Source organism: Kitasatospora sp. NPDC101447 (assembly GCF_044767225.1).
GTDB lineage: Bacteria > Actinomycetota > Actinomycetes > Streptomycetales > Streptomycetaceae > Kitasatospora.
Genome location: NZ_JBIWNL010000010.1, coordinates 1 through 23,457 on the forward strand (window position 1 = coordinate 1; position 23,457 = coordinate 23,457).

Genomic DNA, 23,457 nt, shown 5'->3' on the forward strand with positions numbered 1-23,457 from the left:
CCACCCGCCGACCCGTCTTCCCGGTACCACCGACCACCAGCACGACACCGGCATCCGTCGAAAGATCCACCACACCAGCCATCACGATCACCCTCGCTCGGAGTAGAAACCAGTCGGATCGGTCGGACGGGCCCCGGATCCCGCGGCCCTTCGCGTCCGTCCTTGTGTCCACCAGTCAATGCCACTCCGGGCCGGCGAACCATAGCCTCCGCACTCAGCTCCATGCGCGAGCGTCTACGCGCCCGACACGCCCTCGCGCTGCCCCGCCCGGCCCCGTCCGTCCGGGGCCGCGCCTTCTCCGTCCACCACCAGAACACACCCAAGCCGTCACGAACCACCCGTCTCGACCGGCCTTCCACCGGCCCTTGAGCCGTCCGGCGGCGGCACGTCGAAATGCTGTGGCGGGCGGGCCGCCGGGGGCGCTATGCTCCCCGGCGATGACCACTCACGCTGATCACAGAATGGGGGTCCCGTCCGCGAAGAGTGAGTGCTGATGCTCACTTCCACCGCGAACGGGAACGACTCCCGCATCTCCTTCTGGCGGCGCGTACGCGAGTACGCCGTGCCGCCCTCCATGATCGAAACCGCCACCGCCCGCCGCCTGGCCGGCGACTGGGCCGGGGCGTGCGCAGCCGCCAACGTCGAGGTCGACTTCCGCCTCGGGGACGTCGCGCGTCTCCACGGCCGGGAGCTCGCCGACCGGGTGCGCGCCGATCTCCGCTGCCTCGCACCGGACTTGCTGCGCTGGCACCTGCCGCGATCCGCGCCCGACGGGCTGCTGCGGCCCGGGCTCACCATGGCCCTGGCCCGCTACCCGGGCGAGCGGCCGGTGCACCTGGTGGTCCGGACGCCGCCCGCCTGGGCGGAGTACGGCCAGCGGATCGCCCTCGCCCTCTGGGACGGGTCCGGCGGCGACGGCCTCCCGCTCCACCCGCACCCGCGCCCGAGCCGCCGCTTCCGCTACGACCTGCACCGGCACCTCTGGGACGCCGGGCGCAGCGGGGAGCTGGCCGAACGGGCCGGGGCGGGTACGCCGACCGGCCTTCCTGACACGGGCGTCGGCGATCCCGGGGAGCGGCACGCCGTCGACCGGTGGGCCGCCGAGGCCGCCCTGCTGCGTCGGGCCGACGGACGGCCCGACGGCCCCGTGGTCGTACGGCTCGGGCGGCGGCGGTTGCTCCTCGGGCCGGACGGGTCCACCACCGGCGCCACCGGGGGCACCTCGGGGCTGCCGCTGCTGCCCGACGCCGCGACCTGGGTGCCGCCCGACCTCGATCTGCTCCGCCGGGGCGCGATCGAGCCGGACCGCCTGCATCCGCTGGTGGCGGCCGCGTTGGTACCCGGGCACCCGCCCCGGAGGCCGCCCCGGACGGGCCCGTCGGCAGGGCCCGCGCCCGAGCGGCTGGTGGACTGCCGCGGGGAGTGGCACCGGATCGGCCTGGTCGACGGGGCACTCGCCCCGCTCGACCACGATCCGGCCCAACTGCGCCGCGAGGAGCTGCTGGCCGCCCTGTCCGGCAGCCCGCTGCCCTGCCTGGCCGCCGTCGACCTGGCGCACCGCCGTCCGCACGAACTGGCCGGTGTCCGCGAACGGTTGGACCACGGCGACACCGCCGGGGCACTGGCCGTCGTCGAGCACCTGCTCGGCCCGGAGGCGGTGCTGCGCGACGGCCCGCTGCGGGACGAGCTGGCGGCCGCCGCCCTCCGCCGAATCGCGTACGGCCTCTACCGGACGGGCCTGGTCCGCTCCGGCCTGACCTACCCGCTCGACCACCGCTCTCCGACGTACCGCACGCCCGCGCGCGACGGCGCCTACCGGCCGCGGCCGCGCCACTTCGCCTTGCGCGCCCACCCGCGCCTCGCCACCCTCCGCTGACTCCCGGACCGGCACCGGCGCCCGCCGGGACCGTTCCGCCCGTGACCCCTCAGGTGATCACCCATGACCATGACCATGACCGTGCCCGCACCCACCCCCGAGGCCTCGCAGCGCGAAGCCGACCGCCCCGAGGCCGACCGCCCCGAGGCCGCGCAGCGCGAGCCCTCGCGGCTCGACGTCGCCCGCCGGCTGCTCGACCTGCTCGACGACACCGCCACCGAACCGCGCGCCGACACCCAACTGGAAGCCCTCACCCTGGCCGTGGCCGCCGACCTGCCCGTGCTGCTCTGGGGCGAGCCCGGCATCGGCAAGACCGCCGCGATCAACCAGCTCGCCGAGGCGCTGGAACTGCCGCTGACCACGGTGATCGCCAGCGTCCACGAGCCCTCCGACTTCTCCGGGCTGCCCGTCGTCGGCGACGACCCGGCGCACCAGGGCGTGCCGATGGCCCCGCCGGACTGGGCGGTGCGGCTGGTGCGCGCCGGGCGCGGGCTGCTGTTCCTGGACGAGCTGTCCACCGCGCCGCCCGCCGTCCAGGCCGCGCTGCTCCGGGTGGTCCTGGAGCGCCGCATCGGCACGCTCCGGCTCCCGCCGGGCGTCCGGATCGTGGCCGCCGCCAACCCGCGCGCCTCGGCGGCCGACGGCTGGGAGCTGAGCCCGCCGCTGGCCAACCGCTTCGTCCACCTGCAGTGGGTGCACGACCACGAGGTGGTGGTGCGCGGCCTCGGCGGGGTCTGGCCGGTGGCCACCCTGCCCCGGCTCGACCCGCAGGCGCTGCCGGCGGCCGTCGCACACGCGCGGCGCGCAGTGTGCGGGCTGCTGACCACCCGCCCGGAGCTGGTGCACCGGCTGCCCACCACCGAGACCCGGCGCGGCGGCGCCTGGCCGTCCCCGCGCAGCTGGGACATGGCGCTGCGGCTGATCGCCTTCGCGACCGCGGCCGGGTCCGAGCGCGAGGTGCTGTCGCTGCTGGTCCGCGGCACCGTCGGCGACGGCCCGGGGCTGGAGCTGATGGCGAGCATGGACCGGATGGACCTGCCCGACCCGGAGGACCTGCTCGCCGACCCGGCGGGCGCGGAACTGCCCGAGCGCGGGGACCTCCGCCAGGCGGTGCTGGACGGGGTGGTCGCGGCGGTGCGCAACCGGCCGGACCGTCAGCGCTGGGACTCGGCCTGGGCGCTGCTGGCCCGGGCGCTGGAGACCGGCGCACCGGACCTGGTGGTCGTCCCGGCCACCACGCTCGCCTCGCTGCGGCGGGAGGACTGGGACGTGCCGGAGGCGATCGAGCGGCTGGCCCCGGCGCTGGCGCTCTCCCGCCGGGCCGACCGCGCCGCCGCCCGGGCGGCGGAGAAGGCGGGCCGATGAGTACGGCTGCCGTGCCGGACGCCGGGAAGCCGGGCGCCGGGAAGCCGGGCATGGGGCTGCCGGGCACCGGGAAGCCGGGCGCCGGGAAGCCGGGTATGGGGCTGCCGGGCACTGGTACGTCGGGCGCCGGGAAACCCCGTCCCGGACCTCCGCACCCCAGGAAGCCGGGCACCGCGAAGCCGTACGCCTCGAAGCCGTACGCCGCGAAGCTGGACGTCGAGAAGCTGTACGCCGCCCGGCTGCAGGCCGCCCGCGCCCGGCCGTACCTGTCGACGGCCCTGTTCGCGCTGCACCTGGTGGAGTCGCGGGAGGTGCCGACGATGGCCGTGGACAAGTACTGGCGCTGCTACGCCTCGCCGGTCTTCGTCAACCGCACGCCGGTGGAGGAACTGGCCGGCGTCTGGGTGCACGAGGTCTCCCACCTGCTGCGGGACCACCACGGGCGCAGCGACCGGATCGCCCGCGAGCTCGGCCTGGAGGGCCCGGCGGCGCAGCTGCGCACGAACATCGCCGCCGACTGCGAGATCAACGACGACGTGTACGGGGACGGTCTGGTCGAGCCGGCCGGGGCGCTGCGGCCGGAACGCCTGCTGCTGCCGGAGGGCCTCCTGATGGAGGAGTACCTGCGCGCCTACCGGTTCCACCCGCGCGACCTGGACGCGGCCTGGCTGGACTGCGGCAGCGGCGCCGACGGCACCGACCGCCCCTGGGAGTTGGGCCCCGACGGTGCCCACGGGTTGAGCGCGCAGGAGCGCGACGCCGTCCGCTTCCGGGTCGCCGAGGGGATCCGGGGCCGCCCCGGGCACGCCCCGGCGGGCTGGCGGCGCTGGGCCGAGGAGGCGTTCCACCCGCCGCAGCCGTGGCGGCAGTTGCTGGGGGCGGCGATGCGCTCGGCGGTCTCCGGTCCGGGCACCGGCGAGGACTACAGCTACGGCCGGCCGGCCCGTCGTTCGGCCGGGGTGCCGGGCGTGGTGCTGCCGAGCCTGCGGCGGCGGCCGCCCCGGGTCGCGGTGGTGATCGACACCTCCGGGTCGGTCTCGGACGACGAGCTGGGCAGCGCGCTGCTGGAGGTCGCGGCGATCGCGCGGGCGGTCGGCGGCCGCCGTGACCAGGTCACGGTGGTGCCGTGCGACGCGGCTCCCCAGGCCGTGCACTCGGTGTGCCGGTCGGCGGGCATCCCGCTGATCGGCGGCGGCGGCACGGACCTGCGCGCCGGCTTCGGTGCCGCCCTGGGCTCGACTCCCCGGCCGGACGTCGTGGTGGTGCTGACGGACGGCCAGACCCCGTGGCCGTCCGCCGCCCCGCCCTGCCGCACCGTCGTCGGCCTCTTCCCCCGCCCCGGCAGCTACAACGAGTCCGACCCGGACTACCGGCCGGAGGCGCCGCCGGAGTGGGCCAGGGTGGTGACCATCGGGTGAGCGGGCCGATCGGGCATGATGCGTCGGTGTTCTACGAAGATCTGACCGAATACACCTACAGTGCCGACGACGCCTTCACGGACCCGCAGTCCGGGTTCTACGCGCTCTGGTACCGGCCCGCGTACACCCGCTTGAACGTCGGCTGGCTGCAGCAGGGCGAGCCGTACCCGACCGGGGACGTGCCCGCCGGGTTCGTGGAGAAGCTGGCGGCCGTCCAGCGGGTGCAGTGGATGAACGTCTGCCTCGGGGTCCACGAGTGCGACCTCTGCCCGGACGAGGGGCCGGAGGGCAACGGCGAACTGCGGATCCCGGGTGCGCCGTCGATCGCCTACGCGGCGCCCTTCCTGATCACCCACTACGTCACCGCCCACGGCTACCGGCCGCCCGCGGAGTTCGTGGCCGCCGTCCTCGCGGTCGACCTCGACGCGTGGGCGGCGGCCCGGTGGCCCGAGGTGCCGTTCCCGTGGGTGCCGCAGGAGGGTGTCGAGTGGCTGCTGGAATAGCAGCGGCTTCGGCAACTTCGGCGACCTCGGCAGCTTGGGCGACTTCGGCGGCTTCGGCGGCTGCCGTGGCCGGGCGGAGGGGTCCGCTGCCCGGGGACCCCTCCGCCCGGAGCCTGCTCGGCCGTCAGCCGACCATGGCCGCCAGCACGCTGCGCCAGTCCTCGCCCGGCTCGGGCGTGAGCGCTCCGGCCAGGGTCCCGGCCCGGTAGCGCCAGGGGCGGCGCAGCTCCGCGTCGGCGTCGGGGCCGACGGTGAGCGGGCTGGCGGAGCCGAGCAGGCGCACCAGTTCGGCCGTGAAGTCCGGCCAGGAGACGTGCCCGCTCACCGCGTTGACGACCCGCCCGGCCGCCGGGTGCTCCGGGACGGCGCAGGCGGCGAGCGCGCGGGCCAGGGCCGCGGCGTGCACCCAGGAGGCGCCGTACCAGCCCTCGTCCTCCGGCAGGCGGATGGGCCGGCCGGCCAGGGCGGCCTGGTAGAGCTCGCCGGTGGAGCCCCAGCGGAGCTGGTCGCGCAGGCGGTGGTGCGGGCCCCAGACGATCGGGGCGCGCACGGCGGTGACCGGTCCGCGGCCGGTGGCGGCGGCGGCGTCGAACAGGACGCGCTCGCAGTCCAGCTTGGCCTGCCCGTACGGGGTGACCGCCGTACCGCTCGGAGCGCCCTCGGGGACCTCGGTGCCCTCGGGGCGGCCGTACGCGTCGATGCTGCTGACGAAGACGAACGGGCCGCCCCGCCAGCCGTCCACCAGGGCGCGCATCGCGGCGAGGTCGGTGGCGTGGTCGGTGAAGGTGCACGCGGAGTGGATCACGGCGTCCACGCCCTCGACGGCGTTCCGCAGGCTGTCCGCGTCGGCGAGGTCGCCCTCCGCCACCTCGGCGCCGTCCAGCGCGGGCAGGTGCGCGGACTCGGGCCGGACCAGGACGCGCACCGGCCTGCCCTGGGCGATCAGCTCCTGCAGGACGGCCGCACCGACCCCGCCGGTCGCGCCGGTGAGCAGGACGGTGCCGGTGCGGGGGCGGGTGCGCGGGCGGGTGCCGGTCCTGGCCTGGGCGGCGCGGCGCTCGTCCTCCCGGGCGGCCAGTACGGCGGCGAGGGCGCGCGGGGTGCGCTGCTCCAGGATGTCGAGGCCGGTGAGCGGCAGCCCGGTGCGGGTGCGCAGGCGTTCGGCGAGCTGGACGGCGACCAGGGAGTGGCCGCCGAGGGCGAAGAAGTCGCCGTCGGCGGGCGGGGTGGTGCCGAGCAGTTCGCCGAAGGCCGTACGGACGGTGTCGATCGGGCCGTCCGCGGCCGGGCTGCCCCCGGTCGCACCGTCCCCGGCCGCGCTGCCCCCGATCGGCCCCTCCCCCGTCCGGCGGTCCCCGGTCGCGCCGGGGAGCCGCCCGCGGTCGGGGGTGCCGTCGGGGTGCCGGGGGATCCGGTCCAGCAGCGTGACCGCGAGCGGGAGTTCGGCGGCCGGGAGGTGTCGGCGCAGGGCCGCCCGCAGCTGGGCGCCGTTCGGGGCGACCGGTCCGCGGACCACCGCGTAGGCGAGTGGCGGGCCGTCGGCGCTCTCGACCACGGCCGCCTCGACCACCCCGGGATCGGCCAGCAGGCCTGCCACCACCGGGTGTTCGGCGGCGACCAGCAGGCGGCCGGGCAGCTCGGACAGGGGCCGGTCCGCCTCCTGGGCCACGGCCGCGAGCAGCGCGGCGAAGGCGTCGAGCAGCCGTCCGGCGGTGGTCGCGTCCAGCGCGTCCCGGTCGTGCTGCACCAGGCAGCGCGGCGCCGGGCCGTCCTCCACGAGCAGCGCCAGGCCGAACTTGGCCAGCCCCAGGTCGAGTTCGACGCTCTCGGACTCCAGTCCCGGCAGTGTCAGCGGGGCGACGGGCTGGACGAGGTCGCAGCTCACCGACAGCAGCGGGGTGCCGTCCGCGCCCCGGGCGGCCGCGCCGAGCCGCTCGACCACGAGGTCGAAGGGCACGTCGTGCTGCCGCTGGGCGTCGAGCAGTTCGCCGCGCACCGTCGTCAGCAGCTCCGCGAACGTCGGGTCCGCGGACGACGGGCGCCCGGCCGGATCGACCCTTACGGCAAGGGTGTTGACCGCGAGTCCGACGGTGTGCCGCAGGTCGGGCCTGGCCCGGTGGCCGCTGGCGCACCCGAGGACGAGGTCGTTGCCCTGCCCGGTGGCGGCCCGCAGGGCGGCGAACGCGGCGGCCAGGACGACGGTGAACAGCGTGGCACCGTGCCGGGCGCCGAGGCTACGCAGGCCGTCCAGGACGGCGGGGTCCAGCGGGGCGGCGTGCAGCACGGCCCGGCGCTCGCGGGCCCCGGGCGGGACGGGGCGCAGCAGCGCCGGCGGACGGGCTCCGGCCAGCCGGGCGGCGAGGGCGTCGGCGGCGGCGGTGAGTTCGGCGTCCCGGGCGCGCTCCTGGCGTGCGTACTCGGCGTACGACGGTCCGGGGGGCGGCAGTTCGGGTGCCGCGCCGTCGCAGGCGGCGGCGTAGAGCGCGGCCAGGTCGGCGGCCAGCACGGGCAACGATCCGCCGTCGACGGCGATGTGATGGACCGTCAGTACCAGCGTGTGGTCCTCCGGCGCGTGCCGCAGCAGCAGGGCGCGCAGCACCGGGCCGGCCGCGAGGTCGAAGGGCCGGGCGGCCTCGGCGGCGAGCCGGTCCGAGGCGGCGGCGTCCGTCCCGGCGTCCACGACCGGCAGCGGCACCGGCGCCACCGGGTCGACCTGCTGGTAAGGCTGTTCGCCCCGGCGCGGGTAGCGGGTGCGCAGGACGGCGTGCCGCTCGGTCAGCCCGGTGATCGCGGCGGCGAGGGCGGCCCGGTCGAGCGGGCCGCGTAGCCGGGCGGCGATCGGGACGTTGTAGAGGGCGCCGCCCTGGCCGAGGTGGTCCATCAGCCACATGCGCTGCTGGGCGTGCGAGAGCGGGGCCGGCCCGTCGTCGGGCACGGCCGGGCCCTGCGGCGGGGCGGCGGCGCTGCTGCGCCGGCTGCGGGCGCGGCGCAGCAGGTCGGCCTGGTCCACGGCGCTCATCGGCCCGCTCCCGGGGTGTCGTCCGAGCCGGCCGGGCCCTCGGGGGGCGCCGGATCCCCGGCGCCGTCCGGCCCGTCGGCTTCGCGCAGCGCTCGTTCGAGCAGTTCCGCCTGTCCGGCGACGGTCGGGTGGCCGAGGAAGTCGGCGAGCGACAGCTCGACCCCGAGGTCCTCGCGCAGGTCGTCCACGACCCACATGGCGAGCAGCGAGTGGCCGCCCTCGGCGAGGAAGTCGGCGGCCGGGTCGGTGATCGGGCGTTCCAGGCCGCGGCTCCAGGCCTCGGCGACGACCTGCTGGATCGGGGTGAGCGCGCCGGCCCCGGAGGGGCGCTGCCCGGCCGGTTCGTCGGCGGCCAGCGCCCGCCGGTCCACCTTGCCGGTGCCGGTCAGCGGCAGGGCGTCGAGCACGGTCCACGCGGTGGGCACCAGGTGGGCGGGCAGCCGCTCGGCGAGCCGGGCGCGCAGCGTGTCGACGGCCTGGCCGGCGCCCTCGGTGAGGACGAGGCAGGCGGTGAGGGCGGCGTCGGTCTGTCCGGCCCGGCGGACGACGACCGCCGCCTCGGCGACCTCGGGGAGCTGCAGCAGTGCGTGTTCGACCTCGCCCGGTTCGATCCGGAAGCCGCGCAGCTTGACCTGCTCGTCCGTCCGGCCGTGGAACTCCAGGGTGCCGTCGGGGAGCCGGCGGGCGAGGTCGCCGCTCCGGTAGGCGCGTCCGACGCCGGGCAGCTCGCGGAAGCGCTCGGCGGTCAGCTCGGGGCGGTTCAGGTAGCCCTGGGCGAGGCGGGCACCGGCGATCCACAGTTCGCCGACGGTGCCCGGCGGCACCGGGGCGAGCTGCTCGTCCAGGACCAGGGCGCGGGCCCCGCCGAACGTCCGGCCGATCGGGATGGCGCCGGCGCAGTCGGCCCGGGTGACCCGGTGCAGGGTGGTGAAGGTGGTCGCCTCGGTGGGCCCGTAGACGTTGACCAGTTCGAGCCACGGGAAGGCGCGCAGCACGGCGCCCGCGTGCTCGGGCGACAGCACCTCGCCGCCGACCGCCACGGTGCGCAGCACGCCGAAGATCCGGGACTGCCGGGCGGCCAGGTGGTGGAAGAGCGCGCTGGTGAGCAGCAGGGTGGTGACGCCGAACCGCTCGACGTCGCGGCCGAGTTCCTCGGCGGTGGGCCGGTCGGCCGGGGAGACGGCGACGGCGGCGCCGCGGGCCAGCGGGGCCCACAGTTCGAAGGTGGAGGCGTCGAAGGTGACGGCGGAGTGGAAGAGCACCCGGTCGCGCGGGCCGAGGGCGATGGCGTCCGGGGCGGTGACCAGGTCGGCGACGGCGCCGTGCGGGACGAGCACGCCCTTGGCGCGGCCGGTGGAGCCGGAGGTGTAGAACACCAGGGCGGGCGCGGCCGGGTCGGCGGCGTCGGGCGTCACCGGCCCGGTGGCGTCGGTACCGTGGTCGGTCAGGACGAGGGTCTGCTCCTCGGTGAGCCCGGCTTCGGCGAGCAGGGCCTTGTCGCCGAGGACGAGCCGCACACCGGCGTCGGAGGTCATCTCGGCGATGCGCGGGCGCGGGTAGGCGGGGTCGAGCGGCAGGACGTGGGCGCCGGTGCGCCAGATCGCGAGCTGGGCTACGACCAGGCGGGTGGAGCGGGCGCAGAGCAGGCCGACGGCGCTGCCGGGGCCGATCCCCCGGGCGGTCAGCACGGCGGACAACTGCGCTGCGGCGTCGACGAGTTCGCGGTAGGTGAGGATGGTGGAGCCGTCGGTCACGGCGAGCGCGTCGGGCTGCCGTTCGGCCTGCCGGGCGATCAGCGCGGGCAGGGTCGCGGTGGTCATGGTGGTTCCCTTCCGGGCGCCCCGGCGGCAGGGCCGGGGCGCCCCAGTGAGGAGGTGCGGGCGGAGTCGGTCGGGGCTCAGGCGGTCGCGGCCGAGGCGGCGACCCGTTCCTCGACCAGTCGGGCGACGGCCCGCAGGTCCGGCTGGCGCAGCACGAGGGGCGCGCGCAGCCGGATCCCGTACTCGCTCTCCAGCGCCTCCAGCAGTCGGGCGGCCGCGAGCGAGTTGCCGCCCGAGGCCAGGAAGTTGTCGGCGGGCCCGAGGTCGGCGCGGCCGATCAGCTCGCGGCAGAGCTTGAGCACGGTGCGCTCGACGGGGGTGTCGCCCTCCTCGCCGACCGGCTCCGGCTGTTCGGCGGCCAGCAGCGCGTGGCGGTCGACCTTGCCGTTGGCGTCCAGCGGGTAGCGCTCCACCAGTCGGACGGCCGACGGGACGGCCTGCTCGGGCAGCCAGGGCCGGACGGCGTCGAGCAGCCGCTCGGGGTCGGCACCGCCGTCCGCGCCGGGCGCGCCGTCCTCGGGCTGGACGAAGGCGAGCAGCCGGACGCCGCCGGTGGGCGCCTGTTCGGCGGCGACCACCGCCCGGCGCACCCGCGGGTCGCGCTCGAACGCGGCCTCGACCTCGGCGGGTTCGATCCGCACGCCGCTGACCTTGACCTGGTCGTCCAGGCGGCCGTGGAACTCCAGCACCCCGTCGGGGCGCATGACGACCCGGTCGCCGGTGCGGTAGACCCGGTCGGTGCCGTCCACGCCCTCGGGCGCGCCGACGAAGCGGCGGGCGGTCAGCTCCGGGTCGAGGTACCCGGCGGCCAGGCCCCGGCCGCCGATCCGCAGCTCTCCGGCGACGCCGCGCGGCACCGGCCGGCCGTCCTCGTCGGTGACCAGCACGACCGCGCCCGCGATCGGCAGCCCGATCGGCGGGGCGCCCGCGCCGTGGTCGACGCCAGGGGCCATGGTGTGCACGGTGGTGGTGACGGTGGCCTCGGCGGGGCCGTAGGCGTTGTGCACGGCCGCGGTGACGTCCGGCCCGGGGGCGCGGCGCAGCCGGTCGCCGCCGACGGTGAGGTGGCGCAGCGCCGAACCGGCCGGCCAGGGCCGGCCCAGGACGGGTTCGGCCAGCGGGGTGGGCAGCACGGCCACGGTGATGCCGGCCTCGCACCACCAGTCGGTGAGCGCGCCGGAGTCCCAGCGGACGGCCTCGGGGGCGACGACCAGGGCGGCGCCGGAGGTGAGGCCGGCCCACAGCTCCATCACGTGCGGGTCGAAGGCGACGCCGATGAGCAGGCTGTGCCGCTCGCCGGGGCCGAGGCCGGTCAGTTCGCGGTACCAGTGCAGCAGGGCGCCGAGCGCGGGCTCGGTGACGGCGACGGCCTTCGGGGTGCCGGTGGAGCCGGAGGTGAGCACCGCGTAGTGGGTGCCGGCGGGGACGCGCACCTGCTCGCCGGGGGCCAGGGCGGCCACCACGCCGCCGGTGGGCAGGTCCAGCGGCAGCCGGTCGCCGCCGGGCGGCAGCAGGTCCGGCTCGCCGATCAGGCAGGCCGGGCGCAGCTGCTCGGCGACGGCCCGCAGCCGGTGCTCGCCGGGGCGCGGGCCGAGCGGCAGGTGGACGGCGCCGAGCTTGGCGGCGGCCAGGGTGACGGCCACCAGGTCCACCGAGTGGCCGAGGCAGACGCCGAGGAGGTCACCGGGGCCGACCCTGTCGCGCAGGGCCTCGGCGGTTCTGTCGGCGAGGTGGTCGAGTTCGGCGTAGCTGTAGGTCCGTTCGCCGTCGATCAGGGCGGGGGCGTCCGGGGTGCGGTGCGCCCAGGTGGTGAAAAGGTCGAGGACCGCGCCGTCCTGGTGCGGACGGCCGTATCCGATGCTCGGGGAATCCATCGTGGTCTCCAAAGTCGTGACGAGCCGTCAGTTCAGGCCCATGGAACGGGCGATGATCACCTTCTGCACCTCGGAGGTGCCCTCGATGATCGTGGTCATCCGCACGTAGCGGTACAGGAACTCCAGCGGGTGGCCGCGCACCCAGCCGGTGGCGCCGTGCACCTGGAGCGAGCGGTCCACCGCGCGCACGGCGGTCTCGGAGGCGGTGAGCTTGGCGAGCGCGGCGTTCTCGGGCGACTCGGTGCCCTCGTCGACCAGCCGGGCGCAGGCGAGGGTGAGCAGCTTGGAGGCCTCGACCTCGGCCCGGGTGGACACCAGGTGCTCCTGGACGTGCTGGTACTCGCCGATCACCCGGCCGAAGGCGCGCCGGTCCTTGGCGTACTCGACGCCGACGCGCAGCGCGTACTCGGCGATGCCGTTGCACATCGCGGCGACCACCAGGCGGCCGCGGGAGAGGCTGTCGATGGCGAGGGCGGTGGCCGCGCCGACGCCCTCCTCGCCGCCGATCACGGCCTCCGGGCCGACGGTGACCCGGTCGAGCAGCAGCTCGAACAGCGGCTCTCCGGACATGCCCTCGTAGCGCTGGCCGATGCGCAGGCCGGGCTGGTCCATCGGCAGCACGAAGGCGGTGGAGCCGCCGGTGGGGCCGGCGCCGTCGCCGAAGTCGGTGGCGGCGACGACCAGCGCGATCCCGGCGTGCTCGGCGTTGCTGACGAAGGTCTTGCGGCCGTTCAGCACCCACCGGTCGCCCTCGCGCACCGCGGTGGTGGTGAGCCGGAAGGCGTCGGAGCCGGCGTGCGGCTCGGTGAGGGCGAGGCAGCGGGTCTGCTCGCCGCGCACCAGCGGGATCAGGTGGCGCTCGACCTGCTCGGGGGTGCCGTTGCGCAGCAGCGGGCTGGGGCCGTCCGAGCCGGCCAGGGCGTACGGTGCGAGGACGCAGCCGCTGCGCCCGGCGGCGTGGTGCAGCAGGACGACGGCGGTGAAGGGCATGCCGGAGCCGCCGAGCTCCTCGGGGTAGTCGCCCGCGTAGAAGCCGAGCGCGGCGGAGCGCTTGCGGACGTAGGTGCGCAGGTCGCCGGGCACCTGGTCGGCGGTCTCCGGCAACTCGGCGGCCAGCGGGACGAGTTCGCGGCGCACGAAGCTCTCGAAGGCCTCGACGATTTCGCGGTGGCCGTCCTCCAGGACGGCGGAGGGGGCGGTCACTTCTCTCCTCCGGTGAGGACGCGGGCCTGGTCGGCCAGGACGGCGTGGCGGAACAGGGTGCGCAGCGGCGGGCGGCTGCCGAGGTGCGGTTCCAGCTGGGCGGCGAGCTCGGCGGCGAGCAGCGAGTGGCCGCCGACCTCGAAGAAGTGCGAGTCCGCGGTGAAGCGGTCGTGGCCGAGCACGGCGCGCCAGGCGGCGGCGATCAGCTCCTGGCCGGGGTCGGCGAAGGTGCTCGGCGCGGCGGGCGCCTCGGCGGCCTGGTCGGCGCTCTCGTCCGCGAGCCGGGCGAGGGCGGCGCGGTCGGGCTTGCCGCCGGGCAGGGTGGGCATCGCCGCGACGGCGGTCCAGGTCGCCGGGACGAGTCCGCCGGGCAGCCGGCGGGCGAGCGCGTCGTGCAGGGCGGCCTGGTCGGGGCGCTCGGCGCCCTCCAGGAAGCCGATCAGGCGGGGGCCGTTCTGCGGGTCGGTGTGCAGCACCACCGCGCAGGAGCGGCCGCCGAGTTCGGCGGAGGCGGCGGCCTCGATCTCCTCCAGCTCGATCCGGTGGCCGCGCAGCTTGACCTGGTTGTCGGCGCGGCCGAGGAAGCGGAGCCGGCCCTCCAGGTCGCGGTAGCCGCGGTCGCCGGTGCGGTAGACGCGGGCGCCGTCGAGCGCGGGGACGGTGACGAAGCGGGCGGCGGTCGGCTCCGGCAGGCCGGGGTAGCCGTCGGCCACCATCGCCCCGCCGACCACGAGTTCGCCGACGCAGCCGGCCGGGAGCGGGCGCAGCGTGTCGTCCAGGACGTGCATCCGTACGCCGTCCAGCTCGGTGCCGAGCGGGATCTCGCCGTCCGCGGCGACGTCGGCGGCGGTCACCTCGTGGACGGTGGAGGTGACGGTGGCCTCGGTGACGCCGTAGGCGTTCAGCACGGTGGTGGCCCCGGCGAGGTCGGTGAGCGCCCGTGCGGGCAGGCGCTCGCCGCCGAGGACGAGCAGCCGGGGCGTCCAGCGGCCGTCGCGCAGCGCCTCGCGCAGGTCCTCGCGGACGGCCAGCAGGTAGCTGGTCGGCAGGTTGGCGACGGTGACGCCGCGGGCGGCCAGGACGGCCACCAGCTCGGGCCCGGTGGGCACCTCGCGCTGCGGCACGACCAGGGCGGCGCCGACGGCGAGGGCGGGCAGCACCTCCTCCAGCGCCACGTCGAAGGACGGCCGGGCGAACAGCAGCACGCGGTCGGCGGGGGTGAGTTCGTAGCGGGCGGCGATCGCGGCGACGTACCCGGCGAGCGCCTCGCGGCCGACCTGCACGGGCTTGGGCACGCCGGTGGAGCCGGAGGTGTGGATCAGGTACGCGGCGCCGTCCAGGACGGCGGCGGGCTCGGCCTTCGGGAAGGCCGGGCCGTCCAGCAGTGCCGGGGTGACTCCCTCGGCGGGCAGCGCGAGAGCGCTCTGCCGGGTGGCCAGGACGAGCGCCGGGCTCAGCCGCTCCAGCAGCAGCCCGAGCCGGGCCGCCGGGTCCTCGGTGGACAGCGGCGCGTGGACGGCGCCGTGGCGCAGGCAGGCGAGCAGGGCGACCACGCTGTCGGTGCCGCGCGGCAGGACGGTGGCCACCGGCTGGCCGGGCGTGACCCCGGCGGCGCGCAGGCGCTCGACCAACTCGGTCACGCGGCGGTCGAGTTCGCCGTAGCTGATCCGTTCGGTGCCGGCCAGCAGGGCGAGTGCGGTCGGGTCGTGGGCGGCGGCCGGGTCGAGCAGGGCCGGTGCGGCGTCCGACCCGGCCTCGGACACGGACTCGGCCTCTGGCGCGGGGGCCAGCTCGGCGATCGGCGCCTGCGGACGGTCGAGGTAGCAGCGCAGCAGCTCCAGCAGCCGCTCGGAGAGCAGCACGGCCTCGGACTCGCGGAACAGGTCCGCGTCGTAGTCCCAGACCAGGGTCATCCCGGCGGCGCCGTGCTTCTCGCCGACCACCCGGCGGTCGTCCGGCAGCAGCACCAGGTCGAGGTCGAAGCGGGTGGTGCCGGTGTTGAAGCCCTCGTACAGCGAGACCTCCAGCCCGGGCGCCTGGACGTCCGGGAGCGCGGCGTCGTGCGCGCTGAACATCACGTTCCACAGCGGGTTGTCGGCGCCGCTGGTGTGCAGGCCAAGACGGCGGGTCAGCTCCTGCACCGGAAGGTCCTGGTAGGGCAGCGCGCGCATCAGGACGTCGGTCGCCTCGTCGACGGCGTCGGTGCCGGACGCGGCGGGGTCGAGCCGCAGGCGCAGCGGCACGGTGTTCACGAACATGCCGACGGTGCCCTCGAAGCCCTCCGGGCGGTTGCCGACGGCCGTGCCGATCACCATCTCGCGGTGGCCGCTGTGCCGGCGCAGCAGTTCGGCGAGCAGCGCGAGCAGGGTGCTGAACGGGGTGTGGCCGTCCGCCGTGCTGCGCTCGCGCAGCCGCTCGGCCAGGTCGGCGCCGATCGCCTGGCGCAGCTGGCCGCCGCGGTGGCGGCGCTCGACGCCCGGCCGGGCCAGGCCGGGCAGGGCGACCTCGCGCGGCGCGTCGGTCAGCTCGCGGGTCCAGAAGTCGAGGGCGCGCTCGCGGGAGACGTCGGCGGCGGTCCGCGCGTGGTCCTCGTACGAGGGCGCGGCGGGCAGCTCGTAGGGCTCGCCGAGGACGCGGGCGCGGTAGACGGTGAACAGGTCGCGCAGCAGGATCGCGAAGGAGTGGCCGTCGTGGACGAGGTGGTGCTCGACGTGGATCAGCCGGTGGTGGTCCTCGGCGAGCCGGACCAGGTGCCAGCGCAGCACCGGCGCCCGCTCGGTGTCGACCGGCTCCTCGGCCTCGGCGGCCAGCAGCCGGCGGAAGGCCGCCTCCGGGTCCTCCTCGGCGGTGAAGTCGCTGTGGCGCAGCTCCGGGCGGCACCCCTCGGCGACCCGCTGGCCGGGCAGCCCCTCCGGTGTGGGCACCAACTCCAGGCGCAGGCCGGGGTGGTGGTCCAGGACGGCGCCCAGACCGGCGTGCAGCGCGTCCCGGTCGAGGGTGCCCCACAGGTCGAGGACGGCGGTGAAGTTGTAGGCGCGGCTTCCCGGCAGCATCTGCTCGTGCAGCCAGACGATCTCCTGCGACGGAGAGAGTGCGAACATGAACGGTTCCCTTGAGTGGTGGGCTTTGTCGGCACTGCGGTGGCCGGGAGCGGGTGTGGGGTGGACCCGCTGCGGCCGGGTGGCCCGGGGCGCACCGGGGTGTCGGTGCGCCGCGGGGCGACCGGGCACCCGTGCCCGTCGGGGCACGCGCGTCCGGGCGCGGTGGATCCGGCGAGGCGGATCCGGTGTGGGAGTTCGGGCCCGCGGGGTGGGCGCGGGAGGTCGGGCGGGTGGGGGCCCTGGGTACGGGAGGCGCGAAGCCCTCTCGGGGCACGCGCGTTCGGGCGCGGGTGCTCGGGCGCGGGTGCTCGGGCGCGGCGGCTCAGGCGTGGGTGTGCAGGAGCGGCCGAGCCCGCAGGTGCTGCCGCAACACGGCGAGCAGGTCGTCGAAGGCGGCGTGGGCGTCGGCCTCGGGGAAGCGGTCGCTGTCCCAGGCGAGTCGGATCAGCAGGTCGTCGCCGTGCGACGCGGAGACGGCGAGCGGTGCGGCGAGCGGGCGTCCGGCCAAGTGGGTCTCCCGGCCGGGCGTGCCGCCGAGCACCAGCGGCGGGCGGCGGTGCAGGTCCTCCAGGGTGAGCATGGCGTCCAGGGCGCCCGACCACGACGCCCCGGCGGTACGGGCGGCGCGGACCACCTCGTCGAACGGGGTCCCGGCGTGGTCGAGGTCGTCCCACCAGGCGTCGGCGAGGGCGTCCGGGTCGCTCGTGGCGGTCGGACCGGCCGGGTGCACCAGGGTGTTGAGGAAGCAGCCGAGCGCGGCGGGCGCGCCGGCCGGCCGGCCGCCCCACGGGTAGCCGAGCGCGAGCGCCCCCTCCCCCGGGTAGGTCCGGTGCGCCCGGTGCAGCCGGTGCGCGGCGACGCCGACGGCGTCCAGCAGGGCCGGGAAGACGCCGCTGCGCGCGGCGCCCTCGGCGGCGGGCAGCCGCTCGGTGAGCATCCCGGTGGACGCGGCCGCGCCGCCGCCCGCCCCGGTCAGTCCGCCCAGCCGGCGGCCCCAGTGGGCCTGCGCGGCGGGCCCGCCGGCGGCGTCCTCGGTGGCCAGTTGGAGCTCCACGGCCTGGCGGTAGTCGGCCAGGGCCTGCGGATCGGGCCCGGCCGCCGCCGGTTCGTCCGTCTCGTACGCCTGGCTGAGTTCGGCGGTGAGCACCCCGAGGGACTGCTCGTCGCAGGCCGCGTGGTCCAGCGCGAGGGCCAGCAACTCCTCTTCGCCGTCCGGCTCGTGGGCGAACAGCAGGCGCAGCGCGGGCCCGTCGGCGGGCCAGTCCAGCAGGGCTTCGCGCAGCGCCTCGCGGGCCGTGCCGCCGGGGGCGACGGCGATCCGGGCGGCCTCGGCGGAGGGGCCGCCGACCCGCAGGACGGGTGTGCCGCGCACGGCCGCGAAGCCGCCGCACAGCGCGGGGTGGCGGGCTGCGACCGCGGTGGCGGCGCGGGCCAGGCGGTCCTGGTCGAGGGTGCCGCGCGGGTAGGCGAAGAACAGCGGGACGACGTCGGAGCGGCGGAGCGGCGCGAGTCGGCGGGTGATCAGGAACCGCCGCTGGGCTCCGGTCAGCGGGAGCAGCTCCACCGGGGATCGGGCGGCGGCGGAGCGGTACCGGTTGAGGTAGGCGGAGGTGATGCTGGCGTGCACGGGAACGGTCTCCGGTTTCCGGTCGCGGCTCGGCAGGTCAGGGGTGGGTCAGTGGGTGGTGGGGCTCGCGGCGATCTGCTCGACGGCGGGCCCGGCGGCAACGGTCGCCCCGGTGGCGTCGTTCACGGCGGCGTTCTCCCGGGCGGTGGCGGTTTCCCCGGGGGCCTCGTCCACGGCGACGGTCTCCCCGGTGGTGGCGGTCGCCTCGCCGGTCGCCTCCTCGGCACCCGGCGCGCCGGCGCCCGGCAGCTCGCGCATCCGCCGCAGCGGCGACAGCAGCAGCGGCACGGGCACCAGCAGGAACCCGACCGCGCAGAGCCAGAGTGCGGCACGCGGCCCGGCCGCGTCGGCGACGATCCCGCCGCCCAGCGCGCCGATCGGCAGCGTTCCCCAGACCAGGAAGCGCATGGTGGCGTTCATCCGGCCGAGCAGTTCCGGCGGGCAGACGCTCTGTCGGAAGCTGACCTGGGCGACGTTGTAGGCGACCGCGCCGAACAGCACCACCCCGGAGGCGAGGCCGAACAGCACCACGGCCGCGCCGCCGCCGGACAGCGGCCACAGCACCGCGAACGGCGCCGTCACCACCGTGGACAGCCAGATCAGCCGGGCCTGCCCGACCCATCGCGCCAGGTGGCCCGCGCACAGCGCGCCGGCCAGCCCGCCGACGGCGGAGGTCGACAGCAGCACGCCGATGGCTCCCGGCGACAGGTCGAGCACCCGTACCCAGAAGACCGTCTGCACGGCCATCAGGACGGCGGCGAATAGGTTGGACACGGCGGTGGCGGTCGCGATCGCCCGCAGCAGCGGGTGCCCGAGCACGAACCGGACACCCTCCCCCACCTCGGCGCGCAGCGAGCGCCCGGGTGCCGGCTCCGGCCGCGGCTCCTCGACCCTGATCCGGGCGAGCAGCAGCGCGGAGGCCAGGTAGCCGCAGGCGTCGGCCACGATGGCGAGCGGCGCGCCGAGCAGCTGGACCAGCCCGCCGCCGAGGCCGGGCCCGGCGATCTGCGCCGAGGAGCGGACCGTCTCCAGCGCCCCGTTGCCGCCGACCAGTTGCTCGCGCGGCAGGACGGCGGGCAGGAAGGACTGGTGGGCGACGTCGAAGAACACCGTCGCGACCCCGGTGACCAGCGCCACCAGGTACAGCTGCGGCATGGTCAGCACCCCGAGCGCCGCGGCGGGCGGGATCGACCCCACCGCCAGGCAGCGCACGACGTCCGCCCGGATCAGCACCGGCAGCTTGCGCATCCGGTCCAGCCAGGCGCCGGCCGGCAGGCCGACCAGCAGGAAGGCGGCGGTCTCGGCGGCGGTCAGCAGACCCACCTCGAACGGGGTGGCGTCCAGCACCACCACCGCCACCAAGGGCAACGCGACCAGGGTGACCTGACTGCCCGTCTGGGCGGCTGCGGCGCCGGTCAAGAGGAGCCGGAAGTCGCGGTGGCCGAGCAGACGGGCCTGGCGGGGGCTAGGCATCTCGTTCATCGATTCGACTCTCGGCCACCCGTTCGACACGGGGCAAGCACCAGGTCCGTTTCCGGACGAACCGCAGCTCGGCCGGTTCCCGCCACTCCCCCGACCGCCTCTTGCGCGTCTCCTACGCCCCCTTATGGACCGGTCGCGGCGGCGGCACCGCCGGTCGGCCAAGGCGGCACCGGCCGAGGGGCGTGCGGGCCACCGGCCGCGCCGACCGTCCATTCCATCGTCCGGTATTCGGACACGGCCATTCCGGCCACCGGACGGCACCGCTCAACTTGGCCGGATCCTGTGGAGTACCGCGCCGCCGTCACCTCATCGTGATATCCGCGTGACTGTGGGCAACCGTCGAACGGTGCACGACCGGTGTCACCGGGCCCGCTCCTCAGCCGTCCGCCCGGCGGGTGATCGCGAGGACGGCCATGTCGTCGTCGCGCGGCCCGCCGACCCACCGCTCGACGTCCGCCACCAGCGCGTCCAGCACCGCGCCCGGGCCGGCGAACGGGCCCAGCGGAGCCAGCCCGAGCACCGGGTCGTAGAACTCGCCCGCCCCGTCCCGGGCCTCGGTCACCCCGTCGGTCACCAGCAGCAGCGTGTACCCGGGCGGGAAGGGCCGGCTCTCCGGCGCGGGCCGGGCCACCCCCAGCACGCCCATCCCCAGGGGCAGCCCCGGGTCGGCCGCGTCCAGCCGCCGCACCGCCGGCTCGCCGCTCCGCGGGTACCGGCCCGCATCCCGCCGGTCCGGCGGGCCGGGCGGTGTGGGCGGTGTGGGCGGCGCAGGCGGTGTGGGCGGTATGGGTGGCGCGGGCCGGCCCGGCGGGTCGAGCGGGTCGGGATCAGCGGTCGACAGGTCCGGGACGACGGACCGCAGGGACGCGCCCCGACTCGGCACGGACGGGCCCGGACCCAGCAGGTACGGACCGGGGTGCCCGCAGTCGAGCGTGCGCACCACCCCCTCGCCCGGAGGGAACTCCACCAGCAGCGCCGTGATGAACCCCTCCAGGCGCAGCTCCTCGCTCAGCTGGTCGGCCTCCCGGAGCAGCGAGGCCTCCAGCGCGTCCGCGAGCGCCGCCAGGTCCGGCACCCGGTGCGAGTCCTCCCGGAAGGCCCCCAGCAGCACCGAGACCGCGCCCACCGCGTGCAGGCCCTTGCCCCGGACGTCCGCGATCAGCGCGCGCACGCCGTACGGGGTGGTCTGCAGGGCGTAGGCGTCCCCGCCGATCAGTGCCTCGTCGTAGGCGGCCTGGTAGCAGGCCGCGACGGACAGCTCGCCCACCCGTCCCGGCGGCTCCGGCAGCACCGCCCGCTGCGCCGCCTCCGCCACCGACCGCACCCGCTCCAGGCGCCGCCCCTGCCGGGCCACCACCCGGTTCACCCCGACCCCGAGCAGGGCCGCGAACGCCGTGTTCACCAGCTCCAGGTAGCCGTCGCCGGTCCCGATCGAGGCGTCCTGGGTGGACAGCACCAGGATCCCGGTCACATTGGCCACCCCGACCGCGATCGTGTCGCGCAGGGTCAGCAGCGCCCCGGACAGCACGGCCGCCGCCGCCAACAGCGGATCGCCCCAGTAGTCGGACGGATCCAGTGAGTTCCACACCAGCCCGCCGATGATCAACAACCACGGCGCGACCCGCACGTACGGCGGCCACTGCACGGACCTCGGGGGCATCGGCGACCTGGCTTCCGTCTCACCACCATCCGGAAGGGCTTCTTCCGATCGTAGTCACGGGCGCCCGGAACTCGCATGACGGCAGTGGGGAGCGCCCCTAGGCTCGGGGGACTCCCGTCGCCGCCCCCGGAGGAGAACCCGGTGTCCATCTTCGCCACCCGGCTGCTGTTCGCCGACGACGGCGGCCTCGAAACCGCGCCCGCGCCGCGGATCTACCGGGGCTCGCACGTCAACCCCGCCGCCGACGACCCGCGCGGGGGCTGGCTGGAGCTCGCCGAGATCCCCGACCACTGCCACCCCGACGTCCGGTTCCGCGACGATCCCAAGTCGGCGGGCGGCCGACCCGTCCCGGTGGAGTACCTCCGACTGGGCCTGGGGCGGCCCGCCGGGGGCGCCCCGGAGGACGACACCCCGCGCGACGGCCGTTCGGACGACGCCGGCTCGGACGACGCCGGCTCGGACCAGGGCGGCCCGGACGGCGCCGGTGCGCAGACGACGGTGATCCTGGACCGCACACAGGTCGAGCTGCTGCACGCCGCCCTCACCGAGTGGCTGGCCGCCCGGTGACCCGTGGCCGCGGCCGCCGCCTCCCGCTCATCCGCCCTGGGCGAACCGCCCGGCCCCCGACCCGGCGAGCAGCCCCTCCGGCACGCGGCGCCCGTACGTCACCAGCAGCAGGTGCTCGGCCCGCCCCTCGACGGTGACCGGGCCCTGCCCGTACGACCAGTCGGCGTCCGTCGCCACCAACCGGACTCCGTCGAGCCGCGCCCCGAAGAACCGGAGGCTACGGGGGGTGACGGCGTCCAGCAGCGCGGTGGTGCGCGCCATGGGCAGCCGGGCGGGCAGACCGAGCGCCACGGTGATGTCGAGCCCGTGGACGGCATCGTGCGCCAGGGCCGCGATCCGGCCGCCGACCGGCGGGCGCCAGGGGTGGTCGGCGTGCTCGGCCAGGGCGGAGGCGAGTTCGCGCACGGTCAGGGCGGCGGCATCGCGGCGGGCGATCCGGTCGGCCATGCGGTGGACGTTGCCACCGGAGCGCCCGAGTTCCAAAAGCGTGCGCGCCGTCGAGTGCCGGAAGCCGGTGCTCATGTGCGCAACGACCTCTCGCACTCGCCAACCCTCGCACAGCGAGGGCGCGTTCCACTGCTCCGGGGCGAAGGCGGCGAACACCTCGGCGAGTTCACGGCGCTCGGCCGCGATCTGTTCGCGGATCCAGTCGAGCCGCCCGGCGTCCGGGGCCGTCGGCTCACTGCGCCGCGGCAGGCCGTTCCCGGGCACGCCGTTCTCGGGCACCGCGTCATTCGGCACGGTGTTCTTCCGCACGCTGCTCTTCGGCACGCTCTCCATGCGTCCAGCCTGCGGCCGGATCCGCACGCCCGTCCAAGACCGGGATGTTCTGCCGCCTATGATCATGAGTTATGGAACTGCGGCAGCTCCAGTACTTCGTCACCGTCGCCCAGCACGGCAGCTTCACCCGGGCCGCGCAGCTGCTGCACCTGACCCAGCCCGGCGTCAGTTCCCAGATCCGGCAGCTGGAGCGCGAGTTGGGGCACCGGCTGCTCGACCGCTCGGGCCGCACCGTACGCCTCACCCCGGCCGGCGAGGCGGTGCTGCCGCACGCCCGGGCGGCGCTCGCCTCCGCCGCCGCGGCCCGGCGGACGGCGCGGGAGTTCGACGGGCTGCGGCGCGGGCACGTACGGCTGGGCATGGTCGCCGGGGCGGCGTTCACCCCGCCGCCCGAGCTGGGCACGTTCCCCGGCCTGGCCACCACGCTGGCCGCGTTCCGCCAGGAGCACCCCGGCATCGACTTCTCGCTGACCGAGGACACCACCGCGGGGATGCTCGCCGCCCTGCGCGACGGGCGGCTGGACCTCGCCGTGATCGGCCTGCCCACCGCCGCGAGTGGACGCGAGGGCGACGACGGCTGGACGACACTGGTCGGTCTCGGCCTGCACACCGTGCTGGAGGTGCCGCTGGTCGCGGCCTGCCCCACGCACCACCCGCTCTCGACCGCCCCGGGTGACGCCGTCCGGGACGATGCCCTCCCGGTCGCCGCGCTGGCCGGACACGCCCTGGTCAGCACCCCGCGCGGCACCGGCATGCGCACGGCGCTGGAGCACGCCCTGGCCGAGGCCAACGCGAGCCCGACCGTCGGCGTCGAGGCCGCCGCACCACCGCAGTTGGCGGATCTCGCCGCACACGGGCTGGGTGTGGCCGTCCTGCCGGACCCGGGCGCGGTCCCGGGGCTACGGGTCCGCCCGCTGGCCGATCCCGTTCCGCTGGTGCGGATCGCGCTGGCCTGGCCGGGCGAGCGGCCGGCCGAGCCGCCGGCCGCCGCCCTGCTCTCCCATCTGCGGGCCGCCTACCCGGGCCCGGCGGGCGCCCCTCAGCCCCCGGCAGCCTCCCACGCCGCCGCCTCGGCCGCGGCCGCCGCGACCTGCGCGCCGTCACCGATGTGCAGCAGCGCCGCCGCGCCGTCGAGAACTTCCCGGTCGAGCGGGAAGTAGCC

At 76.7% G+C, this 23,457-nt stretch carries 15 protein-coding genes; 6 read left to right on the plus strand and 9 right to left on the minus strand.

Annotated features, from left to right (window positions below; genetic code table 11):
* Positions 1–493 precede the first annotated feature (493 nt).
* From ACIRST_RS16800 to ACIRST_RS16815, 4 genes are all read left to right on the plus strand, one after another.
* Complete coding sequence (locus ACIRST_RS16800; RefSeq protein ID WP_402802906.1) at positions 494–1,876, plus strand: hypothetical protein; 1,383 nt, start codon at positions 494–496, stop codon at positions 1,874–1,876.
* Positions 1,877–1,945: 69 nt separating this feature from the next.
* Positions 1,946–3,241 carry an AAA family ATPase gene (locus ACIRST_RS16805; protein ID WP_402803015.1) on the plus strand — a complete coding sequence of 432 codons (1,296 nt, stop codon included), beginning with the start codon at positions 1,946–1,948 and terminating at the stop codon, positions 3,239–3,241.
* A gap of 95 nt (positions 3,242–3,336) precedes the next feature.
* Positions 3,337–4,659 (plus strand): VWA-like domain-containing protein, encoded by a 1,323-nt coding sequence (locus ACIRST_RS16810; protein ID WP_402803016.1) that lies wholly within the window; start codon positions 3,337–3,339, stop codon positions 4,657–4,659.
* Positions 4,660–4,685: 26 nt separating this feature from the next.
* Positions 4,686–5,162: a hypothetical protein gene (locus ACIRST_RS16815; protein ID WP_402802907.1), complete on the plus strand. Its 477-nt coding sequence runs from the start codon at positions 4,686–4,688 to the stop codon at positions 5,160–5,162.
* A 124-nt stretch (positions 5,163–5,286) separates the two neighbouring features.
* Here ACIRST_RS16815 and ACIRST_RS16820 read toward each other — a convergent pair whose 3' ends face one another.
* The 8 genes from ACIRST_RS16820 to ACIRST_RS16855 form a co-directional block, all read right to left on the minus strand.
* Positions 5,287–8,181, minus strand: coding sequence for a condensation domain-containing protein (locus ACIRST_RS16820; RefSeq protein WP_402802908.1), 2,895 nt, complete (start codon positions 8,179–8,181; stop codon positions 5,287–5,289).
* Positions 8,178–10,001, minus strand: a complete 1,824-nt coding sequence (locus ACIRST_RS16825) for a non-ribosomal peptide synthetase (RefSeq protein WP_402802909.1) — start codon at positions 9,999–10,001, stop codon at positions 8,178–8,180. The genes ACIRST_RS16820 and ACIRST_RS16825 overlap by 4 nt, the downstream gene beginning before the upstream one ends.
* 77 nt (positions 10,002–10,078) lie before the next feature.
* Positions 10,079–11,875, minus strand: a complete 1,797-nt coding sequence (locus ACIRST_RS16830; RefSeq protein WP_402802910.1) for an amino acid adenylation domain-containing protein — start codon at positions 11,873–11,875, stop codon at positions 10,079–10,081.
* A gap of 27 nt (positions 11,876–11,902) precedes the next feature.
* Positions 11,903–13,078, minus strand: a complete 1,176-nt coding sequence (locus tag ACIRST_RS16835) for an acyl-CoA dehydrogenase family protein (protein ID WP_396553695.1) — start codon at positions 13,076–13,078, stop codon at positions 11,903–11,905.
* Positions 13,075–16,179 carry an amino acid adenylation domain-containing protein gene (locus tag ACIRST_RS16840; protein WP_402802911.1) on the minus strand — a complete coding sequence of 1,035 codons (3,105 nt, stop codon included), beginning with the start codon at positions 16,177–16,179 and terminating at the stop codon, positions 13,075–13,077. Before ACIRST_RS16840 ends, ACIRST_RS16835 begins: the two co-directional genes overlap by 4 nt.
* A 322-nt stretch (positions 16,180–16,501) precedes the next feature.
* Positions 16,502–17,806 carry a non-ribosomal peptide synthetase gene (locus ACIRST_RS16845; protein WP_402802912.1) on the minus strand — a complete coding sequence of 435 codons (1,305 nt, stop codon included), beginning with the start codon at positions 17,804–17,806 and terminating at the stop codon, positions 16,502–16,504.
* Between the two features lie 48 nt (positions 17,807–17,854).
* Positions 17,855–19,288, minus strand: a complete 1,434-nt coding sequence (locus ACIRST_RS16850; protein WP_402802913.1) for an MFS transporter — start codon at positions 19,286–19,288, stop codon at positions 17,855–17,857.
* A 376-nt stretch (positions 19,289–19,664) separates the two neighbouring features.
* Positions 19,665–20,948 carry a PP2C family protein-serine/threonine phosphatase gene (locus tag ACIRST_RS16855; protein ID WP_402802914.1) on the minus strand — a complete coding sequence of 428 codons (1,284 nt, stop codon included), beginning with the start codon at positions 20,946–20,948 and terminating at the stop codon, positions 19,665–19,667.
* A gap of 141 nt (positions 20,949–21,089) precedes the next feature.
* Here ACIRST_RS16855 and ACIRST_RS16860 point away from each other — a divergent pair, with 141 nt between their 5' ends.
* Positions 21,090–21,515, plus strand: a complete 426-nt coding sequence (locus ACIRST_RS16860) for a hypothetical protein (protein ID WP_402802915.1) — start codon at positions 21,090–21,092, stop codon at positions 21,513–21,515.
* 27 nt (positions 21,516–21,542) lie between these two features.
* Here ACIRST_RS16860 and ACIRST_RS16865 read toward each other — a convergent pair whose 3' ends face one another.
* A complete protein-coding gene (locus ACIRST_RS16865) occupies positions 21,543–22,295 on the minus strand; it encodes a maleylpyruvate isomerase family mycothiol-dependent enzyme (protein WP_350522622.1) in 753 nt (250 codons plus the stop codon).
* A 71-nt stretch (positions 22,296–22,366) separates the two neighbouring features.
* Here ACIRST_RS16865 and ACIRST_RS16870 point away from each other — a divergent pair, with 71 nt between their 5' ends.
* Positions 22,367–23,455 (plus strand): LysR family transcriptional regulator, encoded by a 1,089-nt coding sequence (locus tag ACIRST_RS16870; protein WP_402802916.1) that lies wholly within the window; start codon positions 22,367–22,369, stop codon positions 23,453–23,455.
* Positions 23,456–23,457: the final 2 nt, after the last annotated feature.

Bases quoted from the DNA above. Each gene is read 5' to 3' on its own strand.
- ACIRST_RS16810 (WP_402803016.1), top strand. From the start codon at position 3,337: ATGGGGCTGCCGGGCACTGGTACGTCGGGCGCCGGGAAACCCCGTCCC.
- ACIRST_RS16840 (WP_402802911.1), bottom strand. From the start codon at position 16,179: ATGTTCGCACTCTCTCCGTCGCAGGAGATCGTCTGGCTGCACGAGCAG.
- ACIRST_RS16855 (WP_402802914.1), bottom strand. From the start codon at position 20,948: ATGCCCCCGAGGTCCGTGCAGTGGCCGCCGTACGTGCGGGTCGCGCCG.
- ACIRST_RS16870 (WP_402802916.1), top strand. From the start codon at position 22,367: ATGGAACTGCGGCAGCTCCAGTACTTCGTCACCGTCGCCCAGCACGGC.
- ACIRST_RS16830 (WP_402802910.1), bottom strand. From the start codon at position 11,875: ATGGATTCCCCGAGCATCGGATACGGCCGTCCGCACCAGGACGGCGCG.
- ACIRST_RS16820 (WP_402802908.1), bottom strand. From the start codon at position 8,181: ATGAGCGCCGTGGACCAGGCCGACCTGCTGCGCCGCGCCCGCAGCCGG.
- ACIRST_RS16805 (WP_402803015.1), top strand. From the start codon at position 1,946: ATGACCATGACCGTGCCCGCACCCACCCCCGAGGCCTCGCAGCGCGAA.
- ACIRST_RS16850 (WP_402802913.1), bottom strand. From the start codon at position 19,288: ATGAACGAGATGCCTAGCCCCCGCCAGGCCCGTCTGCTCGGCCACCGC.
- ACIRST_RS16800 (WP_402802906.1), top strand. From the start codon at position 494: ATGCTCACTTCCACCGCGAACGGGAACGACTCCCGCATCTCCTTCTGG.
- ACIRST_RS16825 (WP_402802909.1), bottom strand. From the start codon at position 10,001: ATGACCACCGCGACCCTGCCCGCGCTGATCGCCCGGCAGGCCGAACGG.
- ACIRST_RS16865 (WP_350522622.1), bottom strand. From the start codon at position 22,295: ATGGAGAGCGTGCCGAAGAGCAGCGTGCGGAAGAACACCGTGCCGAAT.